At 48.5% G+C, this 25455-nt stretch carries 43 protein-coding genes, 1 rRNA gene and 1 pseudogene; 6 read left to right on the top strand and 39 right to left on the bottom strand.

What is annotated here, in order from left to right; translation table 11 throughout:
* Positions 1-76: ribosomal RNA gene (locus QWJ20_RS21725) — 16S ribosomal RNA — on the bottom strand; the annotation flags it as partial.
* Between the two features lie 491 nt (positions 77-567).
* Between QWJ20_RS21725 and QWJ20_RS21720 the strand changes: the two genes are divergently transcribed.
* Entirely contained in the window at positions 568-1116 is a 549-nt protein-coding gene (locus QWJ20_RS21720) for a gamma carbonic anhydrase family protein (protein ID WP_433993422.1), read from the top strand.
* Here the strand turns inward: QWJ20_RS21720 and QWJ20_RS21715 are convergent.
* Genes QWJ20_RS21715 through dprA form a run of 6 tightly spaced genes read right to left on the bottom strand, consistent with a single transcriptional unit; the run spans position 1101 to position 4908 of the window.
* On the bottom strand, positions 1101-1358 hold the full coding sequence (locus QWJ20_RS21715; protein WP_268580208.1) for a DUF1488 domain-containing protein: 258 nt from the start codon (positions 1356-1358) through the stop codon (positions 1101-1103). The genes QWJ20_RS21720 and QWJ20_RS21715 overlap by 16 nt on opposite strands.
* Positions 1355-2182 carry a shikimate dehydrogenase gene (aroE, locus tag QWJ20_RS21710; RefSeq protein ID WP_433993421.1) on the bottom strand — a complete coding sequence of 276 codons (828 nt, stop codon included), beginning with the start codon at positions 2180-2182 and terminating at the stop codon, positions 1355-1357. The genes QWJ20_RS21715 and aroE overlap by 4 nt, the downstream gene beginning before the upstream one ends.
* A gap of 19 nt (positions 2183-2201) precedes the next feature.
* Positions 2202-2771: an L-threonylcarbamoyladenylate synthase type 1 TsaC gene (gene tsaC, locus QWJ20_RS21705; RefSeq protein ID WP_433993420.1), complete on the bottom strand. Its 570-nt coding sequence runs from the start codon at positions 2769-2771 to the stop codon at positions 2202-2204.
* Positions 2764-3321: a DNA topoisomerase family protein gene (locus tag QWJ20_RS21700; protein ID WP_039498058.1), complete on the bottom strand. Its 558-nt coding sequence runs from the start codon at positions 3319-3321 to the stop codon at positions 2764-2766. Before QWJ20_RS21700 ends, tsaC begins: the two co-directional genes overlap by 8 nt.
* 20 nt (positions 3322-3341) lie before the next feature.
* On the bottom strand, positions 3342-3815 hold the full coding sequence (locus QWJ20_RS21695; RefSeq protein WP_039487928.1) for a DUF494 family protein: 474 nt from the start codon (positions 3813-3815) through the stop codon (positions 3342-3344).
* Positions 3787-4908: a DNA-protecting protein DprA gene (gene dprA, locus QWJ20_RS21690; protein ID WP_433993419.1), complete on the bottom strand. Its 1122-nt coding sequence runs from the start codon at positions 4906-4908 to the stop codon at positions 3787-3789. Before dprA ends, QWJ20_RS21695 begins: the two co-directional genes overlap by 29 nt.
* 128 nt (positions 4909-5036) lie before the next feature.
* Between dprA and def the strand changes: the two genes are divergently transcribed.
* The 5 genes from def to mscL all read left to right on the top strand — a co-directional run bounded on the left by def (position 5037) and on the right by mscL (position 9817).
* Positions 5037-5549, top strand: a complete 513-nt coding sequence (gene def, locus QWJ20_RS21685) for a peptide deformylase (RefSeq protein WP_095992997.1) — start codon at positions 5037-5039, stop codon at positions 5547-5549.
* 24 nt (positions 5550-5573) lie between these two features.
* Positions 5574-6521 carry a methionyl-tRNA formyltransferase gene (gene fmt / locus QWJ20_RS21680; protein WP_433993418.1) on the top strand — a complete coding sequence of 316 codons (948 nt, stop codon included), beginning with the start codon at positions 5574-5576 and terminating at the stop codon, positions 6519-6521.
* Between the two features lie 67 nt (positions 6522-6588).
* Complete coding sequence (gene rsmB, locus QWJ20_RS21675; RefSeq protein ID WP_433993417.1) at positions 6589-7878, top strand: 16S rRNA (cytosine(967)-C(5))-methyltransferase RsmB; 1290 nt, start codon at positions 6589-6591, stop codon at positions 7876-7878.
* 56 nt (positions 7879-7934) lie between these two features.
* Positions 7935-9311: a Trk system potassium transporter TrkA gene (gene trkA, locus QWJ20_RS21670; RefSeq protein WP_010304922.1), complete on the top strand. Its 1377-nt coding sequence runs from the start codon at positions 7935-7937 to the stop codon at positions 9309-9311.
* A 92-nt stretch (positions 9312-9403) separates the two neighbouring features.
* Positions 9404-9817: a large-conductance mechanosensitive channel protein MscL gene (mscL, locus tag QWJ20_RS21665; RefSeq protein ID WP_039476380.1), complete on the top strand. Its 414-nt coding sequence runs from the start codon at positions 9404-9406 to the stop codon at positions 9815-9817.
* A gap of 30 nt (positions 9818-9847) precedes the next feature.
* On the opposite strand, the gene QWJ20_RS21660 is transcribed toward mscL, so the two are convergent.
* The 32 genes and pseudogenes from QWJ20_RS21660 to tuf all read right to left on the bottom strand — a co-directional run.
* Positions 9848-10060 (bottom strand): alternative ribosome-rescue factor A, encoded by a 213-nt coding sequence (locus QWJ20_RS21660; RefSeq protein WP_010286032.1) that lies wholly within the window; start codon positions 10058-10060, stop codon positions 9848-9850.
* A gap of 206 nt (positions 10061-10266) precedes the next feature.
* Positions 10267-10659 carry a 50S ribosomal protein L17 gene (gene rplQ / locus QWJ20_RS21655; protein WP_005970246.1) on the bottom strand — a complete coding sequence of 131 codons (393 nt, stop codon included), beginning with the start codon at positions 10657-10659 and terminating at the stop codon, positions 10267-10269.
* Positions 10660-10699: 40 nt separating this feature from the next.
* Positions 10700-11689 carry a DNA-directed RNA polymerase subunit alpha gene (locus tag QWJ20_RS21650; RefSeq protein ID WP_005970247.1) on the bottom strand — a complete coding sequence of 330 codons (990 nt, stop codon included), beginning with the start codon at positions 11687-11689 and terminating at the stop codon, positions 10700-10702.
* 25 nt (positions 11690-11714) lie between these two features.
* Positions 11715-12335 (bottom strand): 30S ribosomal protein S4, encoded by a 621-nt coding sequence (gene rpsD, locus QWJ20_RS21645; protein ID WP_010286047.1) that lies wholly within the window; start codon positions 12333-12335, stop codon positions 11715-11717.
* Positions 12336-12365: 30 nt separating this feature from the next.
* Complete coding sequence (gene rpsK, locus QWJ20_RS21640; protein ID WP_002919257.1) at positions 12366-12755, bottom strand: 30S ribosomal protein S11; 390 nt, start codon at positions 12753-12755, stop codon at positions 12366-12368.
* 16 nt (positions 12756-12771) lie between these two features.
* Positions 12772-13128: a 30S ribosomal protein S13 gene (gene rpsM, locus QWJ20_RS21635; protein WP_005970252.1), complete on the bottom strand. Its 357-nt coding sequence runs from the start codon at positions 13126-13128 to the stop codon at positions 12772-12774.
* Positions 13129-13274: 146 nt separating this feature from the next.
* Positions 13275-13391, bottom strand: coding sequence for a 50S ribosomal protein L36 (rpmJ, locus tag QWJ20_RS21630; RefSeq protein WP_002227352.1), 117 nt, complete (start codon positions 13389-13391; stop codon positions 13275-13277).
* Positions 13392-13424: 33 nt separating this feature from the next.
* The gene (gene secY, locus QWJ20_RS21625; protein WP_010286083.1) at positions 13425-14756 is read right to left on the bottom strand and encodes a preprotein translocase subunit SecY; all 1332 of its coding nucleotides are present in this window, start codon (positions 14754-14756) and stop codon (positions 13425-13427) included.
* A 7-nt stretch (positions 14757-14763) separates the two neighbouring features.
* Positions 14764-15198, bottom strand: coding sequence for a 50S ribosomal protein L15 (rplO, locus tag QWJ20_RS21620; RefSeq protein ID WP_010286086.1), 435 nt, complete (start codon positions 15196-15198; stop codon positions 14764-14766).
* Between the two features lie 3 nt (positions 15199-15201).
* A complete protein-coding gene (gene rpmD, locus QWJ20_RS21615) occupies positions 15202-15381 on the bottom strand; it encodes a 50S ribosomal protein L30 (protein ID WP_004846568.1) in 180 nt (59 codons plus the stop codon).
* A 5-nt stretch (positions 15382-15386) separates the two neighbouring features.
* Entirely contained in the window at positions 15387-15887 is a 501-nt protein-coding gene (rpsE, locus tag QWJ20_RS21610) for a 30S ribosomal protein S5 (RefSeq protein WP_005970257.1), read from the bottom strand.
* A 14-nt stretch (positions 15888-15901) separates the two neighbouring features.
* Positions 15902-16255 (bottom strand): 50S ribosomal protein L18, encoded by a 354-nt coding sequence (rplR, locus tag QWJ20_RS21605; RefSeq protein WP_039487912.1) that lies wholly within the window; start codon positions 16253-16255, stop codon positions 15902-15904.
* Positions 16256-16264: 9 nt separating this feature from the next.
* On the bottom strand, positions 16265-16798 hold the full coding sequence (gene rplF, locus QWJ20_RS21600) for a 50S ribosomal protein L6 (RefSeq protein ID WP_005970259.1): 534 nt from the start codon (positions 16796-16798) through the stop codon (positions 16265-16267).
* Between the two features lie 12 nt (positions 16799-16810).
* Entirely contained in the window at positions 16811-17203 is a 393-nt protein-coding gene (gene rpsH / locus QWJ20_RS21595) for a 30S ribosomal protein S8 (RefSeq protein WP_005970261.1), read from the bottom strand.
* 33 nt (positions 17204-17236) lie between these two features.
* Complete coding sequence (gene rpsN, locus QWJ20_RS21590) at positions 17237-17542, bottom strand: 30S ribosomal protein S14 (RefSeq protein WP_010286114.1); 306 nt, start codon at positions 17540-17542, stop codon at positions 17237-17239.
* 13 nt (positions 17543-17555) lie between these two features.
* On the bottom strand, positions 17556-18095 hold the full coding sequence (rplE, locus tag QWJ20_RS21585) for a 50S ribosomal protein L5 (protein WP_039487909.1): 540 nt from the start codon (positions 18093-18095) through the stop codon (positions 17556-17558).
* 14 nt (positions 18096-18109) lie between these two features.
* Entirely contained in the window at positions 18110-18424 is a 315-nt protein-coding gene (rplX, locus tag QWJ20_RS21580) for a 50S ribosomal protein L24 (protein ID WP_005970267.1), read from the bottom strand.
* Positions 18425-18434: 10 nt separating this feature from the next.
* Positions 18435-18806, bottom strand: coding sequence for a 50S ribosomal protein L14 (gene rplN / locus QWJ20_RS21575; RefSeq protein WP_000613954.1), 372 nt, complete (start codon positions 18804-18806; stop codon positions 18435-18437).
* A gap of 161 nt (positions 18807-18967) precedes the next feature.
* Positions 18968-19222, bottom strand: a complete 255-nt coding sequence (gene rpsQ / locus QWJ20_RS21570; RefSeq protein ID WP_010286161.1) for a 30S ribosomal protein S17 — start codon at positions 19220-19222, stop codon at positions 18968-18970.
* Positions 19222-19413 carry a 50S ribosomal protein L29 gene (gene rpmC, locus QWJ20_RS21565; protein WP_005970272.1) on the bottom strand — a complete coding sequence of 64 codons (192 nt, stop codon included), beginning with the start codon at positions 19411-19413 and terminating at the stop codon, positions 19222-19224. Before rpmC ends, rpsQ begins: the two co-directional genes overlap by 1 nt.
* Complete coding sequence (gene rplP, locus QWJ20_RS21560; protein ID WP_005970273.1) at positions 19413-19823, bottom strand: 50S ribosomal protein L16; 411 nt, start codon at positions 19821-19823, stop codon at positions 19413-19415. Before rplP ends, rpmC begins: the two co-directional genes overlap by 1 nt.
* A gap of 12 nt (positions 19824-19835) precedes the next feature.
* Complete coding sequence (rpsC, locus tag QWJ20_RS21555) at positions 19836-20537, bottom strand: 30S ribosomal protein S3 (protein ID WP_005970274.1); 702 nt, start codon at positions 20535-20537, stop codon at positions 19836-19838.
* Positions 20538-20554: 17 nt separating this feature from the next.
* Positions 20555-20887: a 50S ribosomal protein L22 gene (gene rplV, locus QWJ20_RS21550; RefSeq protein ID WP_005970275.1), complete on the bottom strand. Its 333-nt coding sequence runs from the start codon at positions 20885-20887 to the stop codon at positions 20555-20557.
* Between the two features lie 14 nt (positions 20888-20901).
* A complete protein-coding gene (rpsS, locus tag QWJ20_RS21545) occupies positions 20902-21180 on the bottom strand; it encodes a 30S ribosomal protein S19 (RefSeq protein ID WP_004929772.1) in 279 nt (92 codons plus the stop codon).
* Positions 21181-21196: 16 nt separating this feature from the next.
* On the bottom strand, positions 21197-22018 hold the full coding sequence (gene rplB, locus QWJ20_RS21540) for a 50S ribosomal protein L2 (protein ID WP_095700748.1): 822 nt from the start codon (positions 22016-22018) through the stop codon (positions 21197-21199).
* A 17-nt stretch (positions 22019-22035) separates the two neighbouring features.
* Positions 22036-22338, bottom strand: a complete 303-nt coding sequence (rplW, locus tag QWJ20_RS21535) for a 50S ribosomal protein L23 (protein WP_005970277.1) — start codon at positions 22336-22338, stop codon at positions 22036-22038.
* Positions 22335-22940, bottom strand: coding sequence for a 50S ribosomal protein L4 (gene rplD, locus QWJ20_RS21530; RefSeq protein WP_010304939.1), 606 nt, complete (start codon positions 22938-22940; stop codon positions 22335-22337). The genes rplW and rplD overlap by 4 nt, the downstream gene beginning before the upstream one ends.
* Positions 22941-22950: 10 nt before the next feature.
* Positions 22951-23580, bottom strand: a complete 630-nt coding sequence (rplC, locus tag QWJ20_RS21525; RefSeq protein WP_010304941.1) for a 50S ribosomal protein L3 — start codon at positions 23578-23580, stop codon at positions 22951-22953.
* A 32-nt stretch (positions 23581-23612) separates the two neighbouring features.
* The gene (gene rpsJ, locus QWJ20_RS21520) at positions 23613-23924 is read right to left on the bottom strand and encodes a 30S ribosomal protein S10 (RefSeq protein WP_001181005.1); all 312 of its coding nucleotides are present in this window, start codon (positions 23922-23924) and stop codon (positions 23613-23615) included.
* A gap of 304 nt (positions 23925-24228) precedes the next feature.
* Positions 24229-24702 carry a bacterioferritin gene (gene bfr, locus QWJ20_RS21515; protein WP_010286186.1) on the bottom strand — a complete coding sequence of 158 codons (474 nt, stop codon included), beginning with the start codon at positions 24700-24702 and terminating at the stop codon, positions 24229-24231.
* Positions 24703-24774: 72 nt separating this feature from the next.
* On the bottom strand, positions 24775-24969 hold the full coding sequence (gene bfd / locus QWJ20_RS21510) for a bacterioferritin-associated ferredoxin (RefSeq protein ID WP_005970281.1): 195 nt from the start codon (positions 24967-24969) through the stop codon (positions 24775-24777).
* Positions 24970-25173: 204 nt separating this feature from the next.
* Positions 25174-25455, bottom strand: a pseudogene (tuf, locus tag QWJ20_RS21505) (elongation factor Tu); the annotation flags it as partial.

The raw sequence follows: 25455 nt of genomic DNA, 5'->3' as shown, positions 1-25455 counted from the left end.
TGTGCTACCGCTCGACTTGCATGTGTTAGGCCTGCCGCCAGCGTTCAATCTGAGCCATGATCAAACTCTTCAATTTAAGATTTGTTTGATTTGCTTCTACTCGAGAAGCGATGCTCAAAGAATTAAAACTGTTTATTCGTAATGAATTTCACTGTTGTTCACTCTTCAAGACTTTTTATATCGTTTAAGATACGGTCTTGTGAGTGCCCACACAGATTGTCTGATTATATTGTTAAAGAGCAGTGCGTTGTGGCCTTAACCACTTCGCGAGGTGGCGTATATTACGCTTTTCACCTTCAGAGTCAACGCTTATTTTAAAGCGTTTTCTCTTTCTTTATCGACCCGGTTGTGTGTTCACAGCGCCGTGTCGATGGAGGCGCATTATAGGGATCCGTTTTCGTTACACAACAACTTTCTTGATCTTTTTTTCTGTTCGCGTGTTTTTCGACCCTTTCGATGAGATCTTACTCGATCCACACCACTTTTCAGTTGCCGACATCCCATATCTGTCGATATTTTGTCTAATAACGAATCATCAGTATGTGGCAAATAACTACGAGGTTGTCGATGAGTGCAAAAACATTGCGCCGTTATAACGGCATTTCTCCCGTTTTAGGCGAAAGAGTCATGGTCGATCATTCCAGCGTGGTGATTGGTAAGGTAACACTAGGCGATGATGTCGGCATATGGCCTCTTGTAGCCATACGCGGTGACGTTAACTACATTACTATTGGTGCAAGGAGTAATGTTCAGGACGGATCTGTACTTCACATCACCCACTGCTCAGAGAAAAAACCAGAAGGCAATCCGCTTATTATTGGTGAAGACGTCACGGTAGGCCATAAAGCGATGCTGCACGGTTGCCAGATAGGAAATCGGGTTCTGGTCGGAATGGGTTCAATACTCCTGGATGGAGCCATTGTTGAAGATGATGTCATGATTGGTGCGGGTAGCTTAGTCCCGCCAGGAAAACGGCTAGAGAAGGGACATCTATACCTCGGCAGCCCAGTCAAAAAAATTCGGCCACTGACACAAGAAGAAATAGAGGGATTGATTTACTCGGCAAACAACTACGTTCGCTGGAAAGATGAATACCTTGCTCAGGACAATGAGTAACAGCCTTCATCATCCCATTCTTCAGCAGCGATCATTTGTTCCAGTTCATCTTCAAGATCCCATCGATATTCCCTGAACAGTGCCAGCCACCGTTCAGGGCTATCACCACCATAACGTTGCTGGAGCAGCTCAGCGCTCACTAAGCATTCCTGCTGAAAGCCATTCACTAAAACAGGAAAGCGGATCGCCCTTACCTTATCATCCCAGCTTTCACGATCGGGGAACTGGATCGCCTGATTCATTTAGCAAGATCCTGCTTTAGTAAAGCAATCACGGGTTCCACGTCCGGCATAACACCATGCCAAAGTTTAAACGCATGTGCCGCTTGCCACACCAACATTCCCAAACCATCGGCATAATGGAGAGCACCATGCTGTACGCACCATGACAAAAATGGTGTCAGTTGCGGCAGGTAAAACATGTCATAACAGCACGTTTCCGGCGAAATGAGTTCTGGCGGTAAGTTAGGAACGCTGTCGTACATACCTGAAGATGTGGCGTTGATGATCAGATCGAACGACTGACCCTGTAAATCATCGAAAGCAACAGCGCGAATATCACCAATGTCACGGAAGATCTTAGCTAAGGCATCGGCCTTGGAAAAGGTCCTATTCGTCAGCACGACTGTACAGCCATAAGCAAGCAGAGGTTGGATAACACCCCGCGCCGCGCCGCCCGCACCAACCAGCAAAACACGATCCAACGGCTTCACCAGCGCCAATCGTTGCAGATCGCTGAGCAAACCGATGCCATCGGTATTATCACCAAACAGGCGACCATCACTCAATCTCTTCAATGTATTGACCGCCCCCGCAAGCGCGGCACACTCGCTACGCTCATCCGCTTCGGCAAAGGCCCGTTCTTTAAAGGGCGCTGTCACATTCACCCCACCAGCACCATCACGAAAATACTGGCGCAGCATCTGCTCAAAATTATCCAGAGGCGCTAACACGCGCTGGTACGTCAACGTTATTCCCGTCTGTGCAGCAAATAGCTCATGTATACGAGGTGATTTACTATGCGCAATCGGATTGCCAAAAACCGCAAAAGACGTTACTTCAGACACGTTCCTCTCCAACTTGTCGTTATCCCTGACGAATAAGCTCGCCTGTTAATACATCCCTGATTTCTGATGGGTTCATTCTTCCGCCGACATCCCCAACTAGCACAGGAAAATCATCACCAAACTGTAGAGAAACTTCCTGAACCGTGCGGCAAGGCGGTTGGCCACTTAAATTGGCGCTGGTCGACACCAACGGTTTACCATAACGCTGGCACAGTTCCTTGACTAATGGGTGGTCGCTGACGCGCACCGCAAGTGAAGAAAATTGCCCCGTTAACCACTGCGGAGTCGTGCGTTTTGCTGGCAATACCCAAGTAACCGGACCTGGCCATGTGGAAAACATCACAGCCTTCTGCTCAGCGGATAACGCACTGTCATCAATATAAGGAGCCAATTGGCTAAAATCTGCCGCAATCAGGATCAAGCCTTTTTGCCAAGGGCGTTGCTTTAACGCCAGCAGGCGATTAACCGCCACTTCACTATCAGGATCGCACCCCAACCCAAATACCGCTTCAGTCGGGTACGCAATAACCTGCTCGTTACGTAACTCCCGCAAAACGGGAATCATTAGTTCATCAGACACATCACTCATTCTTATCAACTTCTGCCGCTATCGGTTTTCCACATAATTTACTGGCACAAAATAGCTTGATGCCTTGTGCCGTTTTTTTCTCAAACAATAAAGCGTAATGGCAAGAAGGGCATTCACCCGCTATCGGCTTATGGTTTAACGTAAACTGGCAATCGGGATAGCGATCGCAAGAATGAAATACCTTGCCGTAGCGAGATTTGCGCTGCAACAGCGTTCCTTCATTACACTGTGGGCATCGAATCGCCGTATCATCAGGGCGATCGATAGTCTCGGTATGATGGCATTCAGGGTAATTGCCACAGCCGATGAACATCCCATAACGGCCTTGCCGTAAAACCAAGGTCGACTGACAAAGCGGACATTGCTGCCCATCTAACACTTTGACGATATGTCCATCAGCTTGTGCTTTCAGCGGGCGAATGAACTCACATTCTGGATACGCAGAACAGCCAAGAAATGGGCCGTGCCGACCAGAACGGATAACCAGCACTGACCCACAGTCTGGACACATTTCCTGTTTTTTTTCAGCAAACAGCGCAGGCTTAGCCATTCGAACTGTTATTCCTCTGGCTATTGCACATAACCGTCATTGACCTCAAAGAGTAATTCTTCCATTTGCTGATAAGCATTCTCACAACCAGGTACATTGAAAAGCACCATGAGAATGACCCACTTCAGATCTTCCAGATCAAACTCCTGCGTTTCCAACGCCATGACGCGTTCGATAATCATTTCCCGCGTTTCAAGGTTCAGAACCTGAATTTGCTCAAGGAACAATAAAAAGCCACGACATTCCGCATCAAGACGCAGCGCCTCATCCTGCGTATAGATCCGCATAGCCAGAGGATCGTTCGCCAAATGAAGCGGCGCAGTCTGCCCTTCCTGAATATCGGCCAATTTTTCCAGCCAACTCAACGCGCTATAGATATCGTTACGATGGAATCCAGCGCGGGTGAGGTCATCAGTTAACGTATCCTGATCGACACGCATTTCAGTTTCATTGTGGATGTAGCTCTCAAACAAGTACATGAGTACGTCGAACATGGCCTGCCCTCCTTAATCGGACATAGCCGCCGGGTACTGCTGCGATCCATCCTGCTAACTCCAGCTCTAATAGCTTAGTGACTATCTCTGGCACAGGTTGGCCGGCACGTTCAGCGACAACGTCAACAGGTGTAACCTCATCTCCTACGTTAGCCAACACGTCGGCAAATGGCAATTCGCTATCCTCTTCTTCGTTAGAAATAGTTTGCCCGCTTTCCATCGGCAGCCACTGTAACTCACTCACCAACTGCTCAAGAATATCTTTCGGATGTGTAACCAAGCTGGCTCCTTGCTGGATCAACCAGTGTGTTCCCTCAGTCATCGGATTACCAATCGGCCCCGGCAGAGCAAAAACTTCCCGTCCTTGCTCCAAAGCATAACGCGCAGTGACCAACGATCCACTGCGGATAGACGCTTCAATGACCAGAACACCCAACCCTAACCCGCTGATAATACGATTTCTTCTGGGAAAGTTGGTTGGGAAAGGCGGCATCGCGAGAGGAAATTCGGAAACCAGCGCGCCACCAGCGCCACAAATACGTTCGGCAAGCTTAGCGTGCCGCTTGGGATAAACATTCTCCAGCCCGCTTCCCAGCACCGCAACGGTTCGCCCTCCCGCATCCAACGCAGCACGATGAGCAATACCATCAATGCCAATCGCTAACCCGCTTGTCACCGTGAGTTCATTCGCAGCAAGCTCTTGGGCGAAAAAGCATCCCCAGCGCTCGCCGTAAGCACTGCTCCCACGGCTACCAATAATCGATATTTGTGGCGATGCCAGCAATTCAGGAGAACCAGATACAAAAAGCAACAGCGGAAAATCACGAATATTGCTCAACAGAAAGGGATAAAGGACATCTTCGCACGTCACGATATGATTATTGGGATGAGACAACCAGGTGAGAGTTTCCTCTAGGATCTTACGATCATAGGAACAGAATTGGGCAATTTGAGCATCGGACAGGCCTAACGCCCCCAAGGTCTCGTTATCGAACGTATTTAAATCAATAAGCTTTCTGACAATCGCCTGAGCACGCCTGCCCCCTAGGTGCCGTACACCCGTCATACGTAGCCAGATTTCCGTTAATAGCATCGTCGTCCCTTATTCCGCTATGTTCAGATAAGTGGTGCAATTCAGTGCTGATGCTGTCAATCGGGGCAGGAAATGTCTAGAATGAGCATTAAGACTCTCTCACTATTCAGATACAGATCTAAACATATATGGCAGTTTTGCAGGTATTACATTTTCCAGACGAGCGGCTCCGCATCACTGCGCAACCCGTAAAAGAAGTCAATGCAGATATTCAACGTATCGTAGATGATATGTTCGATACCATGTACGAAGAAGAAGGTATTGGCCTGGCAGCAACACAGGTGGATATTCATCAGCGTATTATTGTTATTGACGTCTCTGAAGAACGAGACCAACGACTGGTGCTGATCAATCCCGAGTTGATTGAAAAGAGCGGCGATACAGGCATCGAAGAAGGTTGCTTGTCGATCCCTGAAACGCGTGCGCTGGTCCCTCGTGCAGAACGTGTAAAAGTGCGCGCATTGGATCGTGAAGGTAAGGCGTTCGAACTGGAAGCAAGCGAGCTACTCGCCATTTGTATTCAGCACGAAATGGACCATCTGGTTGGGAAACTGTTTATCGATTACCTTTCCCCGCTTAAACGCCAGCGCATTCGTCAAAAACTGGAAAAACTGGCTAAGCAGAATAGCCGAGCCCGATAATTTTTCATCCTGACAGGAAGCACCGTGTCTGATTCTTTACGCATAATCTTTGCCGGAACCCCTGACTTTGCAGCGCGTCATCTAGACGCGCTTTTATCATCGGGTCATGAGGTCGTTGGCGTTTTCACCCAGCCTGACCGTCCGGCAGGCAGAGGCAACAAGCTCACCCCTAGTCCGGTAAAAGTACTGGCAGAGCAACACAGCATCCCCGTTTTCCAGCCTAAGTCTCTGCGGCCGGAAGAAAATCAGGCGATGGTTCAAGCGTTAAATGCCGATATTATGGTCGTTGTCGCCTACGGTTTAATTCTGCCACAGCCCGTGTTATCCATGCCTCGCCTTGGCTGCATTAATGTCCACGGATCTCTGTTACCTCTCTGGCGTGGTGCGGCACCTATTCAGCGTGCATTGTGGGCTGGAGATAGTGAAACCGGCGTGACGATCATGCAGATGGACGTTGGACTCGATACGGGTGCAATGCTGCACAAAATTTCGTGCCCAATCCTGCCACAGGATACCAGTGCAACGTTGTACGATAAACTTGCTGAGCTGGGCCCACGTGGCTTATTGGAAACGCTGGAACAGCTTGCTGATGGCAGCGCTGTTGCTGAAGCACAAAATGATGCCCTTGCCACCTATGCAGAAAAGCTCAGCAAAGAAGAAGCTCGTCTCAACTGGCAGTTATCTGCCGAGCAGCTTGAGCGCTGTATTCGTGCTTTTAATCCTTGGCCAGTCAGCTATTTCATCGTAGATGAACAGCCAGTGAAAGTCTGGAAAGCTGAGGTCATCGCCAAAGCACATGGCTCACAGCCTGGCACCATCATACAAGCAGACAAGCAGGGCATTCAGGTAGCAACAATAGATGGCATCTTGAATATTCAGGAATTGCAGCCCGCAGGCAAAAAAGTCATGGGCGCGCAGGATCTACTTAACTCACGCCGTGAGTGGTTCGTTCCCGGTAATACACTGGACTAATCTATTTTTCATACCGGCGCCAAGCCGGTATATCCTCTCTCTTTTACGTATACGTCATCGCTAACACATGAAAAGCTCATACAATCTACGCAGTATTGCCGCAAAAGTGGTGGGACAGGTTCTGGATCAGGGACAATCACTCAGTGCCTTATTACCTGTTCATCAGCGTGAAGTCTCCGATAAAGATCGCGCACTTTTGCAAGAGCTTTGCTTCGGCGTATTACGCGTTTTGCCGCAGTTGGAATGGTGCATTCAACAACTGATGGCTAAGCCTCTGACGGGTAAACAACGCACGCTGCACTACCTCATCATGGTCGGCATCTACCAGCTACATTACACTCGGATCCCGCCACATGCGGCCCTGGCAGAAACAGTAGAAGGTGCCGTCGCATTAAAGCGGCCACAGCTCAAAGGGCTGATTAATGGCGTATTACGCCAATTTCAGCGTCAGCAGGAAGAACTGATTCAACGTGAGGCAACTCACTCATCTCACTACCTGCATCCAAGCTGGCTACTGGCGCGCATTGAGCGTGCCTATCCAAATCACTGGCAAAACATCGTTGAGGCGAATAATCAACGCCCTCCAATGTGGCTACGTGTGAATCGATTACACCACACACGTGAAGCATATTTAAACTTGTTAGAGCAAGAGGGAATCGAAGCATTTCCTCATGCCGAATACAGCGATGCGATACGACTTGCGGCTCCCTGTGCAGTCGATCAATTGCCAGGATTTTCACAAGGGTGGGCAACGGTACAGGATGCATCGGCTCAAGGCTGCGTCTATTGGCTCGATCCACAAGATGGTGAACAGATCCTCGATCTCTGTGCTGCACCCGGTGGAAAAACAACACACATTTTAGAAACGGCACCAAAATCTCATGTGCTCGCTGTCGATGTTGATGAAACACGTTTAGGCCGGGTAAAAGAAAATTTACTGCGGCTACAAATGCATGCCGAAGTAAAACAAGGCGATGGACGTTACCCTGATTCATGGTGTGAAGGACGTGTGTTTGATCGCATTCTGTTGGATGCACCTTGCTCAGCCACTGGCGTCATTCGTCGTCACCCTGATATTAAGTGGTTGCGACGAGACAGAGACATCGAGGAGCTAGTAGCACTGCAAAAAGAAATTCTTGATGCCATTTGGCCACATCTCAAAACAGGCGGCACGATGGTCTACGCTACCTGCTCTATTCTGCCGGAAGAAAATGCCCAACAAGTTGCTGATTTCCTGACTCGCCATACTGATGCAACGCTTGTTGATACAGGTACAAGAGAAATACCGGGAATACAGATGCTTCCTCATACCGATGGTGGCGATGGTTTCTTTTATGCGAAGCTGGTAAAAAACTGATATTGAACCCAGTATTGTCTGCAACAGACAGCAATCAATAAACGGCATGGCTTATTATGAAAATTATCATTCTTGGCGCGGGTCAGGTCGGCGGAACACTGGCGGAAAATCTAGCGGGTGAAAACAATGACATCACTGTCGTTGATACCGATGCAAACCGGTTACGTCAGCTTCAAGATAAGTTTGATCTGCGCGTCGTTACGGGCTATGCCTCTCACCCACGAGTGCTACGTGAAGCGGGAGCAGAAGATGCCGATATGCTGGTCGCCGTTACCAATTCAGATGAAACGAATATGGTAGCCTGCCAGATTGCTTATTCTCTTTTCAAAACACCAAACCGGATTGCACGTATTCGTGCCGCTGAATACATTCGTGAATCAGAACAGCTGTTTTTACCAGAAGCGGTTCCCATCGATCACCTGATCTCCCCGGAACAGTTGGTGATCGATAACATTTACAAACTGATCGAATATCCCGGAGCACTTCAAGTCGTCAATTTCGCTGAAGGCAAAGTGAGTCTTGCCGCAGTTAACGCCTACTATGGTGGTCCACTGGTCGGTAATGCTCTCACCTCTCTCCGTGAACACATCCCTCATGTAGATACCCGCGTTGCCGCTATTTTCCGTCACGATCGTCCGATTCGCCCTCAAGGTTCCACCATCATCGAAGCTGGAGATGAGGTGTTTTTTGTCGCCGCTTCGCAGCATATTCGTGCAGTGATGAGCGAGTTGCAGCGCCTTGAAAAACCGTATAAAAGGATCATGATCGTTGGTGGTGGGAATGTCGGTGCAGGATTAGCGCAGCGGTTAGAAAAAGACTACAGCATCAAGTTGATAGAACGAAATGCAGACCGGGCTGTGGAACTGGCTGAGCTTCTGCAAAATACAGTCGTATTCCATGGCGATGCTTCAGATCAAGAACTCCTCGCCGAAGAACATATCGAGCAGATCGACGTATTCATCGCCATTACCAACGATGACGAAGCGAACATTATGTCAGCTATGCTGGCTAAACGCATGGGTGCGAAAAAAGTAATGGTGCTTATCCAGCGTCGGGCTTATGTCGATCTGGTTCAGGGCAGCGTTATTGATGTCGCAATATCCCCACAGCAGGCAACAATTTCTGCGCTACTCAGCCACGTCCGTAAGGCAGATATCGTTAGCGTATCTTCTTTACGTCGTGGCGTAGCTGAAGCAATCGAGGCCATCGCTCACGGTGACGAGGGCACATCGAAAGTTGTCGGCAGAATGATCGAAGATATTAAACTTCCACCAGGAACCACTATAGGCGCAATTGTTCGCGGTGACGACGTCATCATTGCCAACGCAAATAGCAAAATTGAACAAGGTGATCATGTCATCATGTTCTTGGCTGACAAGAAATTTGTGCCTGATGTTGAACGTCTATTTCAACCAAGCCCCTTCTTTTTGTAATGTGGGAGCTGATTTATTGCTAATCGATAATCTGGCAAAGATACGGCTATTGGTTAGAATTAATTTATAATTTTTTGGCAAGGAGAACGGATATGAGCATCATCAAAGAATTCAGAGAGTTTGCCATGCGTGGCAACGTTGTCGATTTGGCGGTGGGTGTCATTATTGGTGCCGCTTTCGGCAAGATCGTTTCTTCTCTGGTATCAGATATTATTATGCCGCCACTTGGACTTTTGATTGGTGGTGTCGATTTCAAACAATTCAGCCTTATTCTTCGCGACGCCCAAGGCGAAATTCCCGCTGTTGTCATGAACTATGGCGCTTTCATCCAGAATATTTTCGACTTTATCATCGTCGCTTTCGCAATTTTTATAGCTATCAAGCTTATGAATAAAATGCGTCGTAAACAGGAAGATACGCCTGCAGCACCGCCAAAACCTAGCGCAGAAGAAAAGCTCTTAGCTGAAATTCGCGACTTACTAAAAGAACAACAGACTAGACAGTAAGAATTTAGTTTCTGCTTAGACTCAGCATCATTAAGCAGAAAGTAGAAAGGCCAGAGGTAAATAATCATTTGATTGCTTACCACTGGCCTCCCAATTACCTTTCTTCATGTGCTTCTCTTTTCTACGATAACTTCCTTTCCCTTTTTCATTCACTTCAATTCGTTGGCGAAACAGTGGGTCATGTAGCAATGCCTCAATGGCGTTGTCCTGGATTTTCCCACGCTTATGTCGGTATGTGGTCATCATTACTCCTAAGGAACTCGGGTTGGTATGTACATAAATAAAACGTGCAGAGTATATAGTCGAAATGGGTAGATGAGAACAGGTGGGATGTATTTTTCAGCTCACTCAGACACAGGTAGTTGCTCACCGTGTATATTTATGCAAAGCATGACTTATTTCAGATATAAAAAAACCGGGTTTCCCCGGTTTTTTTACGCTCTTACAGATTACTCTGCAGTAGCAACTTCTTCTGTCTGCGAAACTGAGCGATCAACGAGCTCGATGTATGCCATCGGCGCATTGTCACCAGCACGGAAGCCACACTTAAGAATACGAGTGTAACCACCGGCACGGCTCGCGAAACGCGGGCCCAGTTCATTAAACAGTTTTGCCACGATCTCGTTATCACGAGTACGGGCGAATGCCAGACGACGATTAGCAACGCTGTCGGTCTTGGCAAGAGTAATCAGCGGTTCAACAACGCGACGCAGCTCTTTCGCTTTCGGCAGGGTCGTCTTGATGATTTCATGACGAACCAAAGAACTAGCCATGTTACGGAACATAGCCTGACGATGGCTGCTGTTACGGTTCAGTTGACGACCACTCTTACGATGGCGCATGACCTTATCCTTCTCAGTAAAACCTTAACCTGTGATCTGGTTACTCATCAGCAATGCTTGCCGGTGGCCAGTTTTCCAGGCGCATGCCCAGAGACAAACCACGGGAAGCCAGTACGTCTTTAATCTCAGTAAGAGATTTTTTACCAAGATTAGGCGTTTTGAGCAGCTCAACCTCGGTACGCTGTACCAGATCACCGATGTAGTGGATAGCTTCTGCCTTAAGGCAGTTAGCAGAGCGGACAGTCAATTCCAGATCGTCAACAGGGCGCAGCAGAATCGGATCGAATTCTGGTTTCTCTTCTTTAACTTCTGGCTGACGAACATCACGTAAGTCAACAAAAGCTTCAAGTTGTTCAGCCAGAATGGTAGCCGCACGGCGGATCGCCTCTTCAGGATCGATCGTGCCATTGGTTTCCATTTCGATGACTAGCTTGTCCAGGTCAGTACGCTGTTCTACACGAGCTGCTTCAACATTGTAGGCAATACGCTCTACAGGGCTGTAGCAAGCATCAACTAACAGACGACCAATCGGGCGCTCATCTTCTTCCGTATGAATACGGGCAGATGCCGGCACATAACCACGACCACGTTGAACTTTGATACGCATACTAATAGATGCGTTTTCATCGGTCAGGTGGCAAATTAAGTGCTGCGGCTTGACGATTTCGACATCACCATCATGGATGATGTCGGCTGCAGTCACAGGGCCAATGCCAGATTTATTCAGGGTAAGAATAACTTCATCTTTGCCTTGAACTCTCACCGCCAGCCCTTTCAGGTTGAGCAGGATTTCCAGGATATCTTCCTGTACGCCTTCTTTGGTGCTGTACTCATGCAGTACACCATCAATCTCAACCTCGGTCACCGCGCAACCTGGCATGGATGAAAGCAGAATACGGCGCAGTGCGTTGCCAAGAGTATGGCCGAAGCCCCGCTCTAATGGCTCAAGGGTCACCTTGGCGTGCGTCGAACTCACTTGCTCGATATCAACCAGGCGCGGTTTTAGAAACTCTGTCACAGAACCCTGCATTGTGTCCTCTCTTTGGTACTAAGCTTTACTTGGAGTAAAGCTCGACGATCAGGTGTTCATTAATGTCCGCAGACAGATCGGTACGTTCAGGAATACGTTTGAACACACCTTCCATCTTGGCAGCATCAACTTCCAGCCAAGTTGGCTTTTCACGCTGTTCAGCCAGCTCCAGAGCGGCTTTCACGCGAGATTGCTTTTTCGCTTTCTCACGGATGCTGACTACGTCATTCGGGGATACCTGATAAGAAGCGATGCTAACAACGCGACCGTTTACCATGATAGCTTTGTGGCTTACCATCTGACGTGCTTCAGCACGAGTGGCACCAAAACCCATACGATAAACAACGTTATCCAGACGACCTTCCAGCAGTTGCAGCAGGTTTGCACCTGTGTTGCCTTTCAGACGTGCAGCTTCTTTATAATAGTTACGGAACTGACGCTCCAGAACACCGTAGATACGGCGAACTTTTTGCTTTTCACGCAACTGTACACCATAGTCAGACAGACGCGGTTTACGCGCACCGTGCTGGCCAGGAGCTTGTTCAATTTTACACTTGGAATCGATCGCACGAACACCAGACTTCAGAAACAGGTCGGTGCCTTCACGACGGCTCAGCTTGAGCTTAGGACCCAAATATCTTGCCATTTTCTTTCTCCAACAATCCTAAAAGCGGCGTTATACGCGGCGCTTTTTCGGCGGACGACAACCGTTATGAGGGATCGGAGTCACATCAGTAATATTAGTGATGCGGAAACCAGCCGCGTTCAACGCGCGGATAGTAGACTCACGGCCCGGACCAGGTCCTTTAACCATAACTTCCAGGTTCTTAATACCGTACTCTTTCACTGCTTCAGCACAGCGTTCTGCTGCAACTTGAGCTGCGAACGGAGTGGATTTGCGAGAACCACGGAAGCCGGAACCACCGGCAGTTGCCCAACCTAGCGCATTACCCTGACGATCAGTAATGGTTACGATGGTGTTGTTGAAAGAAGCATGGATATGAGCCACACCGTCAGAGACTTGCTTTCTGACACGCTTACGTGCACGAATAGGTGCCTTTGCCATTATTCAATCACCCCGATTATTTCTTGATCGGTTTGCGCGGACCCTTACGGGTACGGGCGTTAGTCTTGGTACGCTGACCGCGAACCGGCAGACCACGACGATGACGCAAACCACGATAAGTACCAAGGTCCATAAGACGCTTGATGCTCAGGGTAACTTCACGACGCAGATCACCTTCTACAACAAACTTGGCAACTTCGTCACGCAGCTTATCGATTTGCTCTTCAGACAGCTCACTGATCTTAACATTTTCGGCAATTCCTGTTGCAGCACAAATAGCCTGCGACCGAGTTTTACCGATACCGAAAATCGACGTTAATGCAATAACGGTATGTTTATGATCAGGAATGTTAATGCCTGCTATACGGGCCACTATGCACTCCTACAATTTTATACGGCAACACCATTCTGAAAAGCCCGTTTTCAGGATACTCAAATAATGTTGCAGCTACATACAAAAGATTGGCTGGCTAATCTAGCCAGCTCAATCCAACTTTGCAAGAAAAATATGCGAGATAATCAGCCTTGACGCTGTTTATGCTTCGGTTCGGCACTGCAGATCACACGAACGACACCGTTACGCTTAACAATCTTACAGTTACGACATAATTTCTTGACGGAAGCACGAACTTTCATTTTTACTCTCCGTAACTTCTCAAGCTCACCTAATTAACGGTTATAGCCTTTCAGGTTTGCTTTCTTCAATGCAGACTCATATTGACTCGACATCATTAGAGTTTGCACTTGAGCCATAAAGTCCATGATGACGACAACAACGATCAATAAAGATGTACCCCCAAAATAGAAAGGCACTTTCATTGCGTCACGCATAAACTCCGGGATCAGGCAGATAAAAGTAATATACATCGCACCAATCAGAGTAAGGCGAGTCATCACTTTATCGATATATTTCGCCGTTTGCTCTCCCGGACGAATTCCTGGCACGAATGCACCGGACTTCTTCAGGTTATCTGCTGTTTCGCGCGGGTTGAAAACCAACGCAGTGTAGAAGAAACAGAAGAAGATGATTGCAGACGCATAGAGTAACACATAAAGCGGTTGTCCGGGCTGCAAATACAGCGAAATAGTTGTCAGCCAGTTCCAACCGGTACCGCCCCCAAACCAAGATGCAATCGTGGCTGGGAACAGAATAATGCTGGAGGCGAAGATTGCAGGGATAACCCCAGCCATGTTCACCTTCAGCGGTAAATGCGTACTCTGTGCTGCATAAACACGACGCCCCTGTTGACGTTTTGCATAGTTAACAACGATACGACGTTGACCACGCTCAACGAAAACAACGAAGAAGGTTACTGCAAACACTAAAACTGCAACCAACAGCAACAGGAGGAAGTGCAGGTCGCCTTGCCGAGCTTGCTCGATGGTATGGCCAATGGCCGGCGGTAGCCCCGCAACAATACCAGCGAAGATTATGATCGAGATACCGTTACCGATACCACGTTCCGTAATCTGTTCTCCCAGCCACATCAGGAACATTGTCCCAGTAACTAGGCTCACAACAGCGGTAAAGTAGAAAGCAAAGCCTGGGTTTATCACCAAGTCTTGCATTCCAGGCATATTCGGCAAACCGGTAGCAATACCGATCGACTGGAATATAGCCAATACCAAGGTACCGTAGCGAGTGTACTGGCTTATCTTACGACGGCCAGCCTCCCCTTCTTTCTTTATTTCAGCCAACGCTGGATGAACCACCGTCAGCAACTGGATAATAATGGACGCCGAAATATACGGCATAATACCCAGTGCAAAGATAGAAGCACGGCTGAGAGCACCACCAGAGAACATGTTAAACATTTCAATGATGGTGCCTCGCTGCTGTTCAAGCAATTTGGCAAGCACAGTGGCATCAATACCAGGAATTGGGATAAAAGAGCCAATACGGAAAACAATTAGCGCACCGATAACAAACAAAAGTCTGCGCTTCAGTTCACCAACTCCGCCTTTAGCACTTTGAAAATCTAATCCTGGTTGCTTAGCCATCTGCTACTTATTCCTCAATTTTACCGCCAGCAGTTTCGATAGCAGCACGAGCACCTTTAGTGACACGCAGACCACGAATCGTTACCGGACGAGCAACTTCACCAGACAGAATCACTTTCGCGAACTCAATCTGAATGCCAATAACATTAGCGGCTTTCAGCGTATTCAGGTCAACCACGTCGCCTTCTACTTTAGCTAAATCAGACAGACGAACTTCTGCCGTGATCATCGCTTTGCGAGAAGTAAAACCGAATTTCGGCAGACGACGATATAAAGGCATCTGACCACCTTCAAAACCACGACGTACGCCACCGCCAGAACGAGAGTTCTGACCTTTGTGACCACGACCACTGGTTTTGCCCAGGCCAGAACCGATACCACGACCTAAACGCTTCGGTGCGTGTTTAGCACCTTCGGCCGGAGACAGAGTATTTAAACGCATCTGTTACTCCTCTACTTTAACCATGTAGGAAACCGCGTTGACCATACCGCGAACCGCAGGAGTATCCTCACGTTCAACTGTATGCCCAATACGACGCAGACCCAGGCCAAGCAGTGTCGCCTTATGTTTCGGCAGACGACCGATTGCACTACGGGTTTGAGTAATTTTAATAGTCTTTGCCACGGTCATTACCCCAGAATTTCTTCAACGGATTTACCACGCTTGGCAGCGACCATTTCCGGGGACTTCATATTGGCCAAACCATCAATCGTTGCACGAACCACGTTAATCGGGTTAGTGGAACCATAGGCTTTAGCCAATACGTTGTGAACCCCTGCAACTTCCAAAACGGCGCGCATTGCACCACCGGCAATAATACCGGTACCTTCGGAAGCTGGCTGCATGAACACACGAGAACCCGTGTGAGCACCTTTAACTGGGTGCTGCAGGGTGCCGTTGTTCAGCGCGACATTCATCATATTGCGACGGGCTTTTTCCATCGCTTTCTGGATCGCTGCTGGAACTTCGCGAGCTTTACCGTAACCAAAACCAACGCGGCCGTTGCCATCACCCACTACAGTCAGTGCGGTGAAGCTGAAAATACGACCACCTTTAACGGTTTTAGATACGCGATTTACCGCGATCAGCTTTTCCTGCAGTTCGCCAGCTTGTTTCTCGATGTGAGCCATCTTACACCTCTACCTTAGAACTGAAGGCCAGCTTCACGGGCAGCATCTGCCAGTGCTTGGACTCGACCATGATATTGGAAACCGGAACGGTCGAAAGAGACATCTTTGATGCCTTTTTCTAACGCGCGTTCTGCAATAGCTTTACCTATTGCGATAGCTGCGTCTTTATTACCGGTAGACTTCAGTTGTTCAGCGATAGCTTTTTCTACAGTAGAAGCGGCTACCAGGACTTCAGAACCGTTCGGTGCAATGACCTGCGCATAAATATGGCGTGGTGTACGATGTACCACCAGACGCGTCGCACCCAGTTCCTGGAGCTTGCGGCGTGCGCGGGTCGCACGACGGATACGAGCTGCTTTCTTATCCATAGTGTTACCTTACTTCTTCTTAGCCTCTTTGGTACGCACGACTTCGTCGGCGTAACGGACACCCTTGCCTTTATAAGGCTCAGGACGACGGTAGGCGCGTAATTCCGCAGCAACCTGACCAATAACCTGCTTATCAGCACCTTTCAGTACGATTTCAGTTTGGCTTGGGCATTCTGCAGTAATACCTGCCGGCAGTGCATGCTCTACTGGGTGAGAAAACCCAAGAGACAGGTTAACCACATTGCCTTTAACAGCAGCACGGTAACCAACACCAACCAGTTGCAGCTTCTTAGTGAAGCCTTCGGTAACACCGATAACCATTGCGTTCAACAGAGCGCGAGTGGTACCCGCTTGGGCCCATCCGTCAACGAAACCTTCGCGCGGAGCGAAAGTCAGAGCGTTGTCAGCTTGTTTCACTTCAACAGCATCATGGATCTTACGACTCAGCTCGCCGTTTTTACCCTTAATCGAAACATCCTGACCGTTGAGTTTTACCTCTACGCCGGCAGGAATGACGACGGGTGCTTTTGCAACACGAGACATTTTTCCTCCCGATTAAGCTACGTAGCAGATAATCTCGCCACCAAGACCAGCTTGGCGAGCTGCACGATCAGTCATAACACCTTTAGAGGTAGAAACAACAGCGATACCCAAACCGGCCATAACTTTTGGCAGCTCATCTTTTCTTTTATAGATGCGCAGACCTGGACGGCTTACTCGCTGAATGCTTTCTACCACTGCCTTGCCCTGGAAATATTTAAGTTCTAATTCCAGAACTGGCTTGGTGTCGCCTTCGATTTTGAAATCTTCAATGTAACCTTCTTCCTTCAGCACGTTGGCAATTGCCACTTTCAGCTTGGAGGAAGGCATGGTGACCGCAACTTTGTTCGCGGCTTGACCGTTACGGATACGGGTCAGCATATCCGCGATCGGATCTTGCATGCTCATCTGTCTTTACTCCCGTGATTCAATTGGTGACAATTACCAGCTAGCCTTTTTCAGACCCGGAATTTCACCGCGCATAGCGGCTTCACGGACCTTGATACGGCTCAACCCGAACTTCCGCAGGAAAGCGTGCGGACGACCAGTTTGGCGGCAGCGGTTACGCTGACGAGACGGGCTGGAATCACGCGGCAGAGTCTGCAGCTTAAGAACTGCATCCCAACGATCTTCGTCGGATGAGTTCACACCAGAGATGATAGCTTTTAATTCCTCGCGTTTAGCGCGGTATTTTTCAGCCAGTTTCACACGAACAACTTCGCGTGCTTTCATGGATTGCTTAGCCATTAGTAACCCTACCTTACTTGCGGAATGGGAAGTTAAAGGCGGCCAACAGCGCACGGCCTTCATCATCGGATTTCGCAGTAGTGGTGATGGTAATGTCCAAACCACGAACGCGATCGACTTTATCGTAGTCGATTTCCGGGAAGATGATCTGCTCACGCACACCCATGCTGTAGTTACCACGACCATCGAATGACTTGGCGGACAAGCCACGGAAGTCACGAATACGTGGTACAGCAATGGAAATCAGACGCTCAAGGAACTCCCACATGCGTTCGCCACGCAGAGTTACTTTACAGCCGATCGGATAGCCCTGACGGATTTTGAAGCCTGCAACAGATTTGCGTGCTTTGGTGATCAACGGTTTTTGACCGGAGATTGCTGCCAGATCGGCTGCTGCGTTATCCAGCAGTTTCTTGTCAGCGATCGCTTCACCAACACCCATATTCAGGGTGATCTTCTCGACCCGAGGGACTTGCATGACAGAATTGTAGCTAAACTCAGTCATGAGTTTTTTAACTACTTCGTCTTTGTAGTAATCATGCAGTTTCGCCATCGTACTACTCCAAATTACTTGATAGTTTCGCTATTAGATTTAAAGAAACGGACTTTTTTTCCGTCTTCGAATCTAAAGCCTACACGGTCAGCCTTACCAGTTGCCGCATTGAAGATTGCAAGGTTAGAAACTTGAATTGCAGCTTCTTTTTCAACGATGCCACCTGGTTGATTCAGGGCCGGAACCGGCTTCTGATGTTTTTTAACCAGGTTAATACCTTCAACAATGACCTTACTAGCAGACAGGACATTTTTTACTTTACCGCGCTTACCTTTATCTTTACCGGTTAGCACAATAACTTCGTCATCACGACGGATTTTCGCTGCCATGATTCGCTCCTTAAAGTACTTCTGGTGCCAGAGAGATAATTTTCATGAACTTCTCATTACGCAGTTCACGAGTTACCGGCCCAAAAATACGCGTACCGATAGGCTGTTCGCTGTTATTGTTTAAAATAACGCAAGCATTACCATCGAAGCGAATGACAGAACCGTCCGGGCGACGAACACCCTTCTTGGTGCGCACCACTACCGCCTTCAGAACATCGCCTTTCTTCACCTTACCGCGAGGAATTGCTTCCTTGATGGTAATTTTGATGATATCGCCGACGCCTGCGTAGCGACGGTGCGAGCCACCTAGAACCTTGATACACATTACGCGACGTGCACCGGAATTATCGGCCACGTTCAGCATAGTCTGTTCTTGGATCATTTTAGTGCTCCGCTTGTCAACTACTACTCTAGGACCCTTTCGGGCCATTAAATACCCCATAATTGAGGGCGCAGCATTATAACACCGCTTCCTTGGTATGGGTAGAAAAAATAAACGGCCCTTTGCAGAGCCGTTTATCATAAGAGAAGAGCGCTACTTTATTACAGAATCGCTTTCTCTACAACGCGAACAAGTGTCCAAGACTTATTTTTGGACAGCGGACGGCATTCGCGGATTTCAACCACGTCACCGATACCGCATTCATTGTTCTCGTCATGTACGTGCAGCTTAGTCGTACGCTTAATGAATTTACCGTAAAGCGGGTGTTTCACAAAACGTTCGATAGCAACAACCATGGATTTCTCCATTTTGTCGCTTACAACACGACCTTGCAGAGTACGGATTTTATCGGTCATTACGCACCCGCCTTCTCAGTCAGTAAAGTCTTAACACGTGCAATATTGTGACGCACTTGTTTTACCAGGTGAGTCTGTTGCAACTGACCACTGGCAGCCTGCATACGCAGGTTAAATTGCTCGCGCAGCAGGCCGAGCAGTTCAGTGTTCAGCTCTTCGACGCTTTTTTCACGCAGCTCATTTGCTTTCATTACATCACCGTCTTAGTTACAAAGGTGGTTTTGATAGGCAGTTTCGCTGCTGCCAGTTGGAATGCCTCACGGGCTAACTCTTCCGGCACACCGTCCATTTCGTACAGGACTTTACCTGGCTGAATCAAGGCAACCCAATATTCCACGTTACCTTTACCTTTACCCATACGAACTTCAAGCGGTTTCTCGGTGATCGGTTTGTCCGGGAATACACGGATCCAGATCTTACCTTGACGCTTAACAGCACGAGTCATGGCACGACGTGCAGCTTCGATTTGACGAGCAGTCAGGCGACCGCGGCCAACAGCTTTCAGACCGAAAGTGCCGAAGCTAACATCCGTACCCTGCGCCAGACCACGGTTGCGGCCCTTGTGCACCTTACGGAATTTTGTACGCTTTGGTTGTAACATCAGCGACTCTCCTTACTTGCGGCCTTTACGCTGCTGCTTTTTAGGTTGAGCAGCCGGTTTTTCCGGTTGTTCAACGGCAGCCATACCACCCAGGATCTCACCTTTGAAGATCCACACTTTCACACCGATAACACCATAAGTGGTGTGCGCTTCGGAGGTGTTGTAGTCGATATCCGCACGCAGTGTATGCAATGGAACACGACCTTCACGGTACCATTCGGTACGCGCGATTTCAGCGCCGCCAAGACGGCCACTTACTTCAACTTTAATACCTTTAGCGCCCAGACGCATGGCGTTCTGTACCGCACGCTTCATAGCACGACGGAACATCACACGACGCTCCAGCTGAGAAGTGATGCTGTCAGCAACCAGTTTTGCGTCCAGTTCAGGTTTACGAACTTCTGCGATATTGATCTGTGCAGGTACGCCAGCGATATCCGCTACGACTTTGCGCAGTTTCTCAACATCTTCACCTTTTTTACCGATCACGATACCCGGGCGAGCAGTGTGAATAGTCACACGGATGCTTTTTGCCGGACGTTCGATAACGATACGAGAAACGGAAGCTTTCTCCAGTTCCTTCGTCAGGTATTTACGAACTTTAAAATCGCTGTCCAGGTTGTCAGCGAATTCTTTGGTATTCGCATACCAGGTAGAGTTCCAAGGTTTGACAATACCCAGGCGAATACCATTAGGATGTACTTTCTGACCCATTGCTAGTCTCCAGAGTCTCAGCGATCGGACACAACCACAGTAATGTGGCTGGTACGCTTCAGGATGCGATCCGCACGGCCTTTAGCACGCGGCATAATGCGCTTCATGCTTGGGCCTTCGTCAACGAAGATTTTCGCGACTTTCAGATCATCAATGTCAGCGCCATCGTTGTGTTCTGCGTTAGCAATAGCAGACTCCAGCACTTTTTTAACCAGACCAGCAGCTTTCTTGTTGGTGTAGGTCAGAACTTCCAGAGCTTGCGACACTTTCTTACCGCGAATCAGGTCTGCCACCAGGCGAACCTTTTGAGCAGAAGAACGAGCGTGGCAATGTTTAGCGATAGTTTCCATCTCTTCCTCCTACCTTAGCGCTTCTTGGCCTTTTTGTCGGCCGCATGGCCGCGATAAGTACGAGTCGGCGCGAATTCACCCAGTTTGTGACCGACCATTTCATCGGAAACAAACACCGGAACGTGCTGACGACCATTATGGACAGCGATGGTCAAACCGATCATATTTGGAAAGATCGTTGAACGACGGGACCAAGTGCGCAAAGGCTTCTTGTCTCCGCTTTCCACCGCTTTCTCTACCTTCTTCAGCAAGTGCAGGTCAATAAAAGGACCTTTCTTGAGAGAACGTGGCATGGTTTATCCTCTAAGATTATTTAGTACGGCGACGTACGATAAATTTATCAGTACGCTTGTTGCTGCGGGTCTTCTTACCTTTGGTCTGGAGGCCCCACGGACTAACCGGGTGCTTACCAAAGTTACGACCTTCACCACCACCGTGTGGGTGATCGACTGGGTTCATTGCCGTACCGCGAACGGTAGGACGAACACCACGCCAGCGTGCAGCACCAGCTTTACCCAGAACGCGCAGCATATGCTCAGCGTTGCCAACTTCGCCCAGCGTAGCGCGGCAGTCGGATTCGACTTTACGCATTTCGCCAGAACGCAGACGCAGGGTAACGTAAGAACCGTCACGAGCAACGATCTGAACGTAAGTACCAGCAGAACGAGCCAATTGGCCGCCTTTACCTGGTTTCATTTCTACGTTGTGAACCGTTGAACCGACTGGAATGTTACGCATTGGCAGGGTGTTACCCGCTTTAATCGCAGCATCAACGCCAGATTGGATCTGGTCGCCGGCTTTCAGGCCTTTCGGCGCTAGGATGTAACGACGCTCGCCGTCTTTGTACAGAACCAGCGCGATATTCGCGGAACGGTTCGGATCATACTCGAGACGCTCAACAACCGCAGGAATACCATCTTTATTGCGTTTAAAGTCAACCAGACGATACTGCTGTTTGTGACCACCACCGATGTGACGGGTAGTGATGCGGCCATTGTTGTTACGGCCACCGGATTTGCTGTTCTTTTCCAGCAATGGGGCGTAAGGCTTGCCCTTGTGCAGCTCAGGGTTAACCACTTTAACAACGTGGCGACGACCCGGAGATGTCGGTTTACATTTAACAACTGCCATTGTCTTTCTCCTCCGACTTACTCAGCGCCGCCGATGAAGTCCAGATTCTGGCCTTCTTTCAGGGTGACGTAAGCTTTTTTCCAGTCGCTACGACGACCAATACGCTGTCCGTGACGCTTAACTTTACCCTTAACTACCAGGGTGTTTACGTCTTTAACTTCTACTTCGAACAGTTTCTCGACAGCAGCAACGATCTCTGCTTTAGTCGCGTCTTTAGCAACTTTGAGAACGATGGTGTTAGTTTTTTCCATCGCGGTAGATGCTTTTTCAGATACGTGCGGCGCGCGCAGTACTTTCAGCAGACGTTCTTCACGGATCATGCCAGCATCTCCTCAACTTGCTTAACTGCATCAGCAGTCATAACGACTTTGTCGAAGGCGATCAAGCTAACTGGGTCGATACCTGCTGCATCACGCACGTCAACCTTGTACAGGTTACGAGCGGCCAGGAACAGATTCTCATCCAGTTCACCGGTGATGATCAACACGTCTTCCAGTGCCATATCTTTCAGTTTCTGTGCCAGCAACTTAGTTTTCGGTGCTTCTACAGAGAACGTCTCGACAACGATCAGACGATCTTGACGTACCAGTTCGGACAGAATGCTTTTCAGCGCGCCGCGGTACATCTTTTTGTTAACTTTCTGACTGTGGTCCTGTGGCTTAGCAGCGAAGGTCACACCACCGGAACGCCAGATCGGGCTCTTAACAGAACCAGAACGCGCACGGCCAGTACCTTTCTGACGCCAAGGTTTTTTACCGGAACCAGTTACTTCAGCACGGGTCTTCTGGGCGCGAGTACCTTGACGGGCACCTGCTGCATAAGCAACAACAACCTGATGTACCAGCGCTTCGTTGAAATCACGACCGAAGGTAGTTTCGGAAACAGTCAGCGCGCTTTGCGCGTCTTTCAATACTAATTCCATTGCTATCTCCTCACGCCTTCACAGCTGGTTTAACGATCAGGTCGCTACCGGTAGCTCCCGGAACAGCACCTTTAACCAGCAGCAGGTTGCGCTCAGCGTCAACACGCACTACGTCCAGGCTCTGAACGGTTACACGCTCGTTACCCAGCTGGCCTGCCATTTTCTTGCCTTTAAACACTTTGCCCGGAGTCTGGTTCTGACCGATAGAACCCGGAACGCGGTGGGACAAGGAGTTACCGTGAGTAGCATCCTGAGTACGGAAATTCCAGCGCTTAACTGTGCCAGCAAAACCTTTACCTTTAGATGTACCAGTAACGTCTACTTTTTTAACGTCTGCGAAAATTTCGACACTGATGCTTTGACCTACAGTGAACTCTTCGCCTTCAGAAAGACGGAATTCACGCAGAGTACGGCCAGCTTCTACGCCAGCTTTAGCAAAGTGACCTGCTTCTGGCTTAGTAACACGGTTTGCTTTTTTAGCACCAGTAGTTACTTGCACAGCGCGGTAACCGTCGTTAGCCAGGTCTTTAACCTGAGTTACGCGGTTTGCTTCAATTTCGATAACGGTTACGGGGATAGATACGCCATCTTCAGTGAAGATACGGGTCATGCCCACTTTTTTACCGACTAAACCAATCATTGTTTCAACCTCTCAATCGCTCAATGACCTGATTAACCCAGGCTGATCTGCACGTCTACACCAGCAGCCAGATCCAGACGCATCAGAGCATCAACGGTTTTCTCGGTTGGCTCAACGATGTCAACCAGACGCTTGTGAGTGCGAATTTCGTACTGATCGCGCGCATCTTTATTGACGTGCGGAGAAATCAGAACGGTAAAGCGCTCTTTGCGGGTCGGCAGCGGGATCGGACCACGTACTTGCGCACCAGTGCGCTTAGCAGTCTCGACGATTTCCGCAGTTGATTGATCAATCAGACGATGATCAAACGCTTTCAGGCGGATACGGATTCTTTGGTTCTGCATGAGACCAGAGCTCCAATTATTTATAAACGTAAATGATTACTCCTCACACCCATTTCGATTGATGGGGGAGTGTAATCGTCAGCACATAACCCCCATATCGGGAGTATTGTTTTGGGCAATAAATTAATATTGACCGTCTGATTCGGATTGAATCAGGCTTACCTAGTTTCGGTAAGCTCGCGCATTATACGCAAATTGGCGGGGGAAGCAACAAGCGGGATGAAATGATTTTAAATCCGGCCGGACAATATGTGCGACTCCAGCCGGATTGGGGATAACAATACATAGCATCGTACCTGCTATGTTACTCAGCTTTTAGCTGAGCTTGAAGATAGTTTTGTATGCCAAGACGTGAAATCAAATCTAATTCTGTTTCCAGCCAGTCGATGTGCCCTTCTTCATCGGCAAGAATTTCTATCATTAAATCCCTACTGACGTAGTCATGCACCGAATCAGCATAGGCAATTGCCTCACGCAAATTCTTTGCGCCATCCAATTCAAGTTGAAGGTCAGAACGTAAAATCTCTTCGACATCCTCGCCAATGTTTAACTTACCCAAATCCTGTAGATTCGGGATGCCTTCAAGAAACAGGATTCGTTCGATGTAGCGATCAGCATGCTTCATTTCGTCAATAGACTCATGATATTCGTGATCGTTTAGACGGGTTAAGCCCCAGTTTTTAAACATTCGGGCATGAAGAAAATATTGGTTAATGGCTACCAGCTCGTTGCCCAATAACTTATTCAGGTGTGTGATGACTTTTTTATCGCCTTTCATGACATGCTCCTCCGCTCCAGTTCTTAAAGTGTAGAACCGGTAAGCAGAGAGTCAAAAAAACGACCCTACATTTTATGCTACTTCATACATATCAGGAATTTTAGCCTGCTCTTCCTCAAAAATGACACGCGCCTGACGAATACACTTACCACAATCTGTCCCAATAGGAACTAGCTTGCGTAATTGTTGCATAGATTGAGGCTGGTGCTGACGAACAGCATTACGAATGACTTTGTCAGAAATTGCGTTACACAAACAAACATACATACCAGAATGACTCATTGTTATCGCGAGTGTCTTTCACACTACCTTTCGGGACACTGCAAACGGTATTTGAAACCGCTCCTAGCGATTTTTTAACCAACTGAGTTATTCTAAATAAGAATTATTTTTATTTCAATTTACATTTAATCATTAAGACGTAAAAAAAGGCACCGAAGTGCCTTTTTCATGCATTGAGTTTATCAGCGATTAAGCGATAACTTTAGCAACAACGCCCGCGCCTACTGTACGGCCGCCTTCACGGATTGCGAAACGCAAACCGTCATCCATCGCGATTGGGTGGATCAGGGTAACAACCATTTTGATGTTGTCGCCCGGCATGACCATCTCTACGCCTTCTGGCAGTTCGATGGTGCCCGTTACGTCAGTTGTACGGAAGTAGAACTGAGGACGGTAGCCTTTGAAGAACGGAGTATGACGGCCGCCTTCATCTTTGCTCAGGATATACACTTCTGATTCGAACTGAGTGTG

The sequence above is a fragment of the Pectobacterium sp. S5 genome (assembly GCF_051707265.1).
Lineage (GTDB): Bacteria > Pseudomonadota > Gammaproteobacteria > Enterobacterales > Enterobacteriaceae > Pectobacterium > Pectobacterium polare.
The sequence above is the reverse complement of the archived record's forward strand: the minus strand, read 5'-3'. Positions and strand labels throughout refer to the sequence as shown.

Excerpts from the sequence above, each read along its gene's own strand:
- rpmC (WP_005970272.1), bottom strand. The coding sequence starts at position 19,413 with ATGAAAGCAAATGAGCTGCGTGAAAAAAGCGTCGAAGAGCTGAACACT.
- QWJ20_RS21715 (WP_268580208.1), bottom strand. The coding sequence starts at position 1,358 with ATGAATCAGGCGATCCAGTTCCCCGATCGTGAAAGCTGGGATGATAAG.
- rpsS (WP_004929772.1), bottom strand. The coding sequence starts at position 21,180 with ATGCCACGTTCTCTCAAGAAAGGTCCTTTTATTGACCTGCACTTGCTG.
- rplW (WP_005970277.1), bottom strand. The coding sequence starts at position 22,338 with ATGATCCGTGAAGAACGTCTGCTGAAAGTACTGCGCGCGCCGCACGTA.
- rplD (WP_010304939.1), bottom strand. The coding sequence starts at position 22,940 with ATGGAATTAGTATTGAAAGACGCGCAAAGCGCGCTGACTGTTTCCGAA.
- tsaC (WP_433993420.1), bottom strand. The coding sequence starts at position 2,771 with ATGAGTGATGTGTCTGATGAACTAATGATTCCCGTTTTGCGGGAGTTA.
- trkA (WP_010304922.1), top strand. The coding sequence starts at position 7,935 with ATGAAAATTATCATTCTTGGCGCGGGTCAGGTCGGCGGAACACTGGCG.
- QWJ20_RS21700 (WP_039498058.1), bottom strand. The coding sequence starts at position 3,321 with ATGGCTAAGCCTGCGCTGTTTGCTGAAAAAAAACAGGAAATGTGTCCA.
- rpsQ (WP_010286161.1), bottom strand. The coding sequence starts at position 19,222 with ATGACCGATAAAATCCGTACTCTGCAAGGTCGTGTTGTAAGCGACAAA.
- rplE (WP_039487909.1), bottom strand. The coding sequence starts at position 18,095 with ATGGCGAAACTGCATGATTACTACAAAGACGAAGTAGTTAAAAAACTC.
- bfd (WP_005970281.1), bottom strand. The coding sequence starts at position 24,969 with ATGTATGTTTGTTTGTGTAACGCAATTTCTGACAAAGTCATTCGTAAT.
- bfr (WP_010286186.1), bottom strand. The coding sequence starts at position 24,702 with ATGAAAGGCGATAAAAAAGTCATCACACACCTGAATAAGTTATTGGGC.
- rplF (WP_005970259.1), bottom strand. The coding sequence starts at position 16,798 with ATGTCTCGTGTTGCAAAAGCACCCGTCGTCATTCCTGCCGGCGTAGAG.
- rplP (WP_005970273.1), bottom strand. The coding sequence starts at position 19,823 with ATGTTACAACCAAAGCGTACAAAATTCCGTAAGGTGCACAAGGGCCGC.
- rpsH (WP_005970261.1), bottom strand. The coding sequence starts at position 17,203 with ATGAGCATGCAAGATCCGATCGCGGATATGCTGACCCGTATCCGTAAC.
- rsmB (WP_433993417.1), top strand. The coding sequence starts at position 6,589 with ATGAAAAGCTCATACAATCTACGCAGTATTGCCGCAAAAGTGGTGGGA.
- QWJ20_RS21650 (WP_005970247.1), bottom strand. The coding sequence starts at position 11,689 with ATGCAGGGTTCTGTGACAGAGTTTCTAAAACCGCGCCTGGTTGATATC.
- rpsE (WP_005970257.1), bottom strand. The coding sequence starts at position 15,887 with ATGGCTCACATCGAGAAACAAGCTGGCGAACTGCAGGAAAAGCTGATC.
- rplB (WP_095700748.1), bottom strand. The coding sequence starts at position 22,018 with ATGGCAGTTGTTAAATGTAAACCGACATCTCCGGGTCGTCGCCACGTT.
- rpsJ (WP_001181005.1), bottom strand. The coding sequence starts at position 23,924 with ATGCAGAACCAAAGAATCCGTATCCGCCTGAAAGCGTTTGATCATCGT.
- rpsC (WP_005970274.1), bottom strand. The coding sequence starts at position 20,537 with ATGGGTCAGAAAGTACATCCTAATGGTATTCGCCTGGGTATTGTCAAA.
- rpsD (WP_010286047.1), bottom strand. The coding sequence starts at position 12,335 with ATGGCAAGATATTTGGGTCCTAAGCTCAAGCTGAGCCGTCGTGAAGGC.
- rpsK (WP_002919257.1), bottom strand. The coding sequence starts at position 12,755 with ATGGCAAAGGCACCTATTCGTGCACGTAAGCGTGTCAGAAAGCAAGTC.
- rplC (WP_010304941.1), bottom strand. The coding sequence starts at position 23,580 with ATGATTGGTTTAGTCGGTAAAAAAGTGGGCATGACCCGTATCTTCACT.
- secY (WP_010286083.1), bottom strand. The coding sequence starts at position 14,756 with ATGGCTAAGCAACCAGGATTAGATTTTCAAAGTGCTAAAGGCGGAGTT.
- rpsN (WP_010286114.1), bottom strand. The coding sequence starts at position 17,542 with ATGGCTAAGCAATCCATGAAAGCACGCGAAGTTGTTCGTGTGAAACTG.
- rplN (WP_000613954.1), bottom strand. The coding sequence starts at position 18,806 with ATGATCCAAGAACAGACTATGCTGAACGTGGCCGATAATTCCGGTGCA.
- rplV (WP_005970275.1), bottom strand. The coding sequence starts at position 20,887 with ATGGAAACTATCGCTAAACATTGCCACGCTCGTTCTTCTGCTCAAAAG.
- rplQ (WP_005970246.1), bottom strand. The coding sequence starts at position 10,659 with ATGCGCCATCGTAAGAGTGGTCGTCAACTGAACCGTAACAGCAGCCAT.
- mscL (WP_039476380.1), top strand. The coding sequence starts at position 9,404 with ATGAGCATCATCAAAGAATTCAGAGAGTTTGCCATGCGTGGCAACGTT.
- rpmJ (WP_002227352.1), bottom strand. The coding sequence starts at position 13,391 with ATGAAAGTTCGTGCTTCCGTCAAGAAATTATGTCGTAACTGTAAGATT.
- QWJ20_RS21720 (WP_433993422.1), top strand. The coding sequence starts at position 568 with ATGAGTGCAAAAACATTGCGCCGTTATAACGGCATTTCTCCCGTTTTA.
- rplO (WP_010286086.1), bottom strand. The coding sequence starts at position 15,198 with ATGCGTTTAAATACTCTGTCTCCGGCCGAAGGTGCTAAACACGCACCG.
- rplX (WP_005970267.1), bottom strand. The coding sequence starts at position 18,424 with ATGGCAGCGAAAATCCGTCGTGATGACGAAGTTATTGTGCTAACCGGT.
- QWJ20_RS21660 (WP_010286032.1), bottom strand. The coding sequence starts at position 10,060 with ATGACCACATACCGACATAAGCGTGGGAAAATCCAGGACAACGCCATT.
- dprA (WP_433993419.1), bottom strand. The coding sequence starts at position 4,908 with ATGCTATTAACGGAAATCTGGCTACGTATGACGGGTGTACGGCACCTA.
- rplR (WP_039487912.1), bottom strand. The coding sequence starts at position 16,255 with ATGGATAAGAAAGCAGCTCGTATCCGTCGTGCGACCCGCGCACGCCGC.
- QWJ20_RS21695 (WP_039487928.1), bottom strand. The coding sequence starts at position 3,815 with ATGTTCGACGTACTCATGTACTTGTTTGAGAGCTACATCCACAATGAA.
- def (WP_095992997.1), top strand. The coding sequence starts at position 5,037 with ATGGCAGTTTTGCAGGTATTACATTTTCCAGACGAGCGGCTCCGCATC.